General features: G+C 30.3%; 5 protein-coding genes. All 5 read right to left on the reverse strand.

Annotated features, from left to right (window positions below; translation table 11 throughout):
- Positions 1-39 precede the first annotated feature (39 nt).
- The 5 genes from DWZ53_RS01750 to tnpA all read right to left on the reverse strand — a co-directional run bounded on the left by DWZ53_RS01750 (position 40) and on the right by tnpA (position 6,487).
- Complete coding sequence (locus tag DWZ53_RS01750; protein WP_118431398.1) at positions 40-855, reverse strand: AraC family transcriptional regulator; 816 nt, start codon at positions 853-855, stop codon at positions 40-42.
- A gap of 49 nt (positions 856-904) precedes the next feature.
- Positions 905-2,755 (reverse strand): acyltransferase family protein, encoded by a 1,851-nt coding sequence (locus DWZ53_RS01755; protein ID WP_118431400.1) that lies wholly within the window; start codon positions 2,753-2,755, stop codon positions 905-907.
- A gap of 88 nt (positions 2,756-2,843) precedes the next feature.
- Positions 2,844-4,640, reverse strand: coding sequence for an acyltransferase family protein (locus tag DWZ53_RS01760; protein WP_118431402.1), 1,797 nt, complete (start codon positions 4,638-4,640; stop codon positions 2,844-2,846).
- A gap of 65 nt (positions 4,641-4,705) precedes the next feature.
- The gene (locus DWZ53_RS01765; protein ID WP_118431445.1) at positions 4,706-5,863 is read right to left on the reverse strand and encodes an MFS transporter; all 1,158 of its coding nucleotides are present in this window, start codon (positions 5,861-5,863) and stop codon (positions 4,706-4,708) included.
- Between the two features lie 156 nt (positions 5,864-6,019).
- Positions 6,020-6,487 (reverse strand): IS200/IS605 family transposase, encoded by a 468-nt coding sequence (gene tnpA, locus DWZ53_RS01770; protein ID WP_118431404.1) that lies wholly within the window; start codon positions 6,485-6,487, stop codon positions 6,020-6,022.
- Positions 6,488-6,564 lie beyond the last annotated feature (77 nt).

The following is a 6,564-nucleotide window of genomic DNA, read 5'->3' on the forward strand; positions in this document are numbered from 1 at the left end:
TCTTTTTATTTTATCTTTTATACCCAAAAAGGACCTATCTTATAGGCATTTATTATCCTTTCGATAAGTTCCCGGTGTTTTTCCATATTTTTGTTTAAAAGCTTTGATAAATGATTTACTGTCAACAAAACCATGACGATGACTAATAGTCGCAATAGATAAATCTGTGCTACACACATCAATATAAGCATGATTAAGTTGAACCGTTTTAATATATTGTAAAACAGTCATGCCACACATCTTTTTAAAATAACGACATAAATAGTTAGGTGAATGATGAAATTCTTGGGCTAATAATGAAATACTTAATGATTGCCCGTAATGTAATTCGATGTATTCTAAGATATTTTGAATACGATGCGTATTAGTTAATAAAGGGGTTGTTCTTTTTATTTTATAATCAGTTAATAATAGATAATAAATACGATGTAAGTATTCAATAACTTTAAGATATTTATAGTGATCTTGACTTTTACGATATTGATCCATAGTCTGAATTATTTCTTTTAATTCTTGTTGTCTATCTAAAGATAAGTGAATATCAAAATAATAGTTATCTATTTGAGGTTCATATTGTTTTAAAGCATCATAAGAGATAAGGATTGTGATCATTTGACAATCTTCCAGCATCTCAAAGTAATGAATTTCATTTGTATTGACTAAAAAGAGTTCATTTTCACACACATGATAAGCCTTACCATTTATATAACCCATAAAGCTTCCTTGTATTAAATAGACTAATTCTACATTATGATGAAAGTGTTGTTTCATATAATGATAATGCGGTAAATAAAGATGATATATTTTAGCACTTTCATATTCTTTTGTATCAACAACTTCTAATTCGTAATTCATATTGTTACCTCTATCTCATTATATAAAATAAGAGGTTATTTGAAACCTCTTATGATTTTTTAGTGAGTTTAATTTTATCTTTTTGATATGCTTTAATAATACTTTCTTTAATACAATTTAAGAATTGTTCAGTTCCCCCAAGTTTATTAGGATGAGTTTGATCTTTTTCAAACCAATCATTATGTCCTTTACAATATTGAGCCCAATCAATCAAATAAACATTATCTGTATTTTTACAGAATTCTTCTATTTTTTGATTATTATCATCTTGCCACTGAGTATAAGGTGCATGTAAAGAAATAACAAACATCGTTTTATCTTGTGGTAAGAGTTCTCTTACTTTAGGTAAATAGTCATATAATGGACCATTTGTTCCTAAAGCAAAGATTAAACTATCCCCATTCCATCCTTCTTCATTTAATGCTGAAGTTAAAATAGAAATACTTAAATTAGCTTGTCTTGATTCTTTACTACTTAGTTTTAAATGAGGGAATGTCTCTTGGAACTTAGCAAAAGATCCACTTACAATCGAATCACCAATAACAAAAACATCTAAGTTATTGATAATTTCTTGACCATTAGATAAATCTACATATTGACTATCTTGACTATTGGTTGTAGATGGTGTTGTTTCAGGTTTCTTGATGTCTTTCTTTACGACTTTGTTTGATGATTCTTGAACGATATCATCTGACATATTTTCTTTAGGAACAAAGGCTACACATAACGTACTCGTAACAACTAACGCTAAACAAACAGAGGCAATCGTGATTCCTTTTTTGATGACCCTTTGATCTTTTTGAATCTTGTCTTTTAACATCTTTATTGTCTTAGATAAGATACCTCTTCTTATTGGTGTTTCTACTAAATAATATGATAATACTGAAGCCACTAATGTCAAAGTAACTTCTAATAACATAATTGAAAGAGAAGCACTTTGTCCGCCACTAATTAAAATAATAATCGGATAATGCCATAAGTAGATACTATATGATAGTTTTCCTAACCAATCAATAACCGGTATTGATAAAAACTTAGATAGCATACTTTGTTTTCTTAAGATCGATAAGATCACAAATGCTGTAAGAATAGAAGTTAGAAGATATCCTCCCTTATATAGAAAAGCATCATATCCGGCTACTTTTGTTACAATTATACATACACATACTAATGAAATGATTCCAATAATATCATTTGCTGGTTTAGTTAAACCTATCTTGATATCACTTTCTACAATGATAGCGAGTAACGCTCCTACTAATAATGAAAAACATCTTGTATCTAATCCATAATAAACACGACTTGGATCTCCATTTGGATTAAACAAGACAGCCATTAAGATTGCAGAAATAATAATAAGTAATGTTGTGATAACAGAAAGAACTTGATGACGTTCTTTCTTTGTTGATTTAAACTTTGCGATAATAATGATAATCAATGGGAAAATAAGATAGAATTGGGTTTCTATCGCTAATGACCAACAATGTAATAATGGTGATGGAGCACCCCCATTATCAAAATATGAAATATTATTAAATATCTGATACCAGTTATTATATCCTAGTAAAGCAGATATAAAATCTCGACAAGCTTTCGTAAAAACTAAACGATTAAAAATAGCACTTAAAATAACTGTCACTGACACCATTAAAATAAGGGCTGGCCAAATACGTTTAATTCTTTTTATCCAAAAATTCTTTAAATCTATTTTATTTGTTTTTTGTAATTCTTGTAGTAATAATCTGGTAATTAAAAATCCTGATATGACAAAAAAGATTGTCACTCCTAAGACCCCACCCTTAAAAATAGGCAGTTTTAAATGATAACCAATAACCATCAAGACAGCTACAGCACGTAAACCATCTAGTCCGGCTATATATTTTTCCTGTAAGTTCTTCATATTTCCCTCCCATAATAAGCATGGACATTATAACAAAAATATGAATTATAAAAATACAAATTTTATCAAATTATACAAAAAAAGGTGATTAATTCACCTTTTTATCTTTAAATACTGAAAATACTTTTTCTTTTATACAATTATTAAAAGCATCTATCCCTGTATCCGTTAAATGCGTTTCATCTTTTACAAACCAATCTGGATGTCCTTCACTATAACTTGCCCAATCAATTAAATAAACATTATCATTTTCATCAACAAATTGTTTGATTTTTGCGTTGTTATCATCACTCCATGATTGATAAGGTGCATGAACAGATAAGACAAACATTGGTTTGTTGGCATCTAACATACTGCGTACTTTAGGCATAAAGTCGTATACAGGACCATTGGTACCAAGAGAGAAAATAAGTCCATCACCGTTCCATCCTGAATTCAGTGCTGCTTGTAAAATATCTACACTATCTGAACAATGTCTAGATACTTTGGCGTCTATTTTTCCTTGAGGGAATGTTTCTTGTAATTTTGATGAAGCACCCAAAGCCACTGAATCACCAATGACAAAGATATTAAGCTTACTACATACTTCTTCTTGTGATAATGTTGGTTGACTTTGTTGAGGTGCTGGTGTTTGTTTCTTTTTAGGTTGAGTTTTTGTTGTTTGGGTAATCTGTTTTGACATAGTTTCTTTAGGAACAAAAGCTACACATAGACTACTTGTTATAAGTAATGCTAGACAAACTGAGGCAATCGTGATTCCTTTTTTGATGACTCTTTGATCTTTTTGAATCTTGTCTTTCAACATCTTTACTGTCTTAGATAAGATACCTCTTCTTATTGGTGTTTCTACTAAATAATATGATGCACTCGCTAGTACAAGGGTTAAAATAACTTCAATTAACATGATGTACCATGATGAAGTTTTTCCCCCACTTATTAAAATAATAATTGGATAATGCCATAAGTAGATACTATATGATAGTTTTCCTAACCAATCAATAACCGGTATTGATAAAAACTTAGATAACATACTTTGTTTTCTTAAAATGGACAAGATCACAAATGCTGTAAGAATAGAAGTTAGAAGATATCCTCCCTTATATAGAAATGCATCATATCCGGCCACTTTTGTTACAATTATACAAACACATATTAATGAAATGATTCCAATAATATCATTTGCTGGTTTTGTTAGACCTATCTTGATATCACTTTCTACAATGATAGCGAGTAACGCTCCTACTAATAATGAAAAGCATCTTGTATCTAATCCATAATAGACACGACTTGGATCTCCATTTGGATTAAATAAAATCATCATTAATAATGAAGAAACAATAATCAATACTGTTGTAATAATAGAAAGGACTTGATAACGTTCTTTCTTTGTTGATTTAAGCTTTGCGATGATAATGATAATCAATGGGAAAATAAGATAGAATTGGGTCTCTATCGCTAATGACCAACAATGTAATAATGGTGATGGAGCACCCCCATTATCAAAATATGAAATATTATTAAATATCTGATACCAGTTATTATATCCTAGTAATACTGAAATATAATCTTGGCTGGCCTTAGATAGTAATAAACGATTAAATAAAGCACAGACAATGACTGTTACAGAAACCATTAAAATAAGGGCTGGCCAAATACGTTTAATTCTTTTTATCCAAAAATTCTTTAAATCTATTTTATTTGTTTTTTGTAATTCTTGTAGTAATAATCTGGTAATTAAAAATCCTGATATGACAAAAAAGATTGTCACTCCTAAAACTCCACCTTTAAAAATAGGCAGTTTTAAATGATAACCAATAACCATCAAGACAGCTACAGCACGTAAACCATCTAGTCCGGCTATATATTTTTCCTGTAAGTTCTTCATATTTCCCTCCCATAAATAAGCATGGACATTATATCAATTATATCGATAAATAGATACCTATTTCGTCATGATTTGCAATAGATAGCCGATAATAATCCGGCAATGATACAAATACAAGCCAAAAATAAATATGCATAAAGCATGGATGATACACTGACAATATGACCACATATAATTGGAAATAATGTCATTCCCAAAGCATAAACAGCTTGAAAGAATCCCATAGCTGTTGATTTACATTCTTGAGGAACATATTTCATGGCCTCACTTGTTAGATAAGAAAATAAAATCCCAGTAGCCATACCCGGTAAAATTTGTAATATGTAAAGAAGATACAATGATGAACATTGGGGAACAAGAATACAATAGATTGCTGTTGTAAAGAAAGTGATCGTAATCCATTTCCCTGTTGATAATGACATACATAACTTACTTGAGGCCATTTTTGCAAAGCATACCGCTGATAACATATAAATAATAGAAGAAAGACCTATTTGTAAAGATGTTGCCCCTAAATTTTTAATAATTTGATTTGTAAAGGACATTGTTGTTGTCATTTGCACGCCTTGTTGAACTAGGGCAAGAAGTGAGTATACAATAAGATTTTTTTGTAAACATATTTTGAGTAGTGAAGGTATCGTTTTTGTAGTAGGCTGCGCCTCTTCTTTTGGTAGAAGAAAGATAAAGAAAGCACTGATTAAACCTGATAGTACACTTAACATACAAATAAATGTCATTCCTACAACGTCATATAAAAGTGTACTTGTTATAAAACCAATAAGCATACCTAAATTATTAGCGACAACAATTGAACTTGTCGCCTTAGCTTGATGATCTTGATCATAAAAACTCATATACATAACCATAAAGGATATCCACATTGCACTAGCTAGTCCTGAAAATAAATTACCAATTAAAAAACCAATCCCATTATTAAAGATAATTCTAAATAGTGACGCCATTCCTGATGATAAAGACCCGATCATCATAATAACTTTATGTTTATTTTTATAATCTGCTAATAATCCTACTGGCAATCTTAATACCATTTGTGAGATTCCATAAGTTCCTACAATCAAACCAATAAAAGATGCACTTGTATGAATGAGTGTTAAATATGGTGTTTGATAAGGTATATAAACATATTGACCAAACCAAAAAAAGATGACAGCAATAAATAATATATTTTTCTTTTCTAATTTCATGATCTTTCCTCTTTCCATCATATAAACCTCATTTAATATAGTTGAATTCAATTAAAATAGCAAATAATAATTATTCACCGGCTTAGCCGGTGGTTTTCTGTTTCGGGCATAGCCCTGCTCCTAGAGCTATGTCTTAAGACATTTTCTCAGCCTACGGCTACCCCGTGCATTTCTCTACTTTCCTTTAAATGGATTTTCTAAATCCAATGTTAATTGTTCTGATTCTTTATCTTCTTTTAATTGATTTGCTATATATTCTTTTATTTTCTTTGTATTTTTTCCTACTGTATCTACATAGTATCCTCTACACCAGAATGATCTATGTCGATATTTATATCTCGCATTTGCCCATCTTTCATATATCATTTGTGAGCTTTTTCCTTTTAAAAATCCCATTATGCCTGATACACTATATTTGGGTGGTATCTCTATTAACATATGTACATGACCTATACATACTTCTGCTTCTATTATGTTTATTCCTTTCCATTCACATAGTTGTCTCAATATTGATCCTATTTCTACTCTTCTTGCATCATAAAACGCTTTTCTTCTATACTTTAGTGCAAATACCACATGATATTTGCAGTTCCATTTTGTGTGTGATAAACTGTGTAAGTCATCTAAATATTGTTTGTTCATATGATTCCCTCCGTGTTCATTATCACTCCACTAAAGTTTTCACTGACCCCCAGCCTAGCTGGGGGTTTTATTGTAAG

Source organism: Coprobacillus sp. AF33-1AC (genome assembly GCF_003475785.1).
In the GTDB taxonomy this organism is placed as follows: Bacteria; Bacillota_I; Bacilli_A; order Erysipelotrichales; family Coprobacillaceae; genus Faecalibacillus.

Bases quoted from the DNA above. Each gene is read 5' to 3' on its own strand.
- DWZ53_RS01750 (WP_118431398.1), bottom strand. From the start codon at position 855: ATGAATTACGAATTAGAAGTTGTTGATACAAAAGAATATGAAAGTGCT.
- DWZ53_RS01755 (WP_118431400.1), bottom strand. From the start codon at position 2,755: ATGAAGAACTTACAGGAAAAATATATAGCCGGACTAGATGGTTTACGT.
- DWZ53_RS01760 (WP_118431402.1), bottom strand. From the start codon at position 4,640: ATGAAGAACTTACAGGAAAAATATATAGCCGGACTAGATGGTTTACGT.
- DWZ53_RS01765 (WP_118431445.1), bottom strand. From the start codon at position 5,863: ATGGAAAGAGGAAAGATCATGAAATTAGAAAAGAAAAATATATTATTT.
- tnpA (WP_118431404.1), bottom strand. From the start codon at position 6,487: ATGAACAAACAATATTTAGATGACTTACACAGTTTATCACACACAAAA.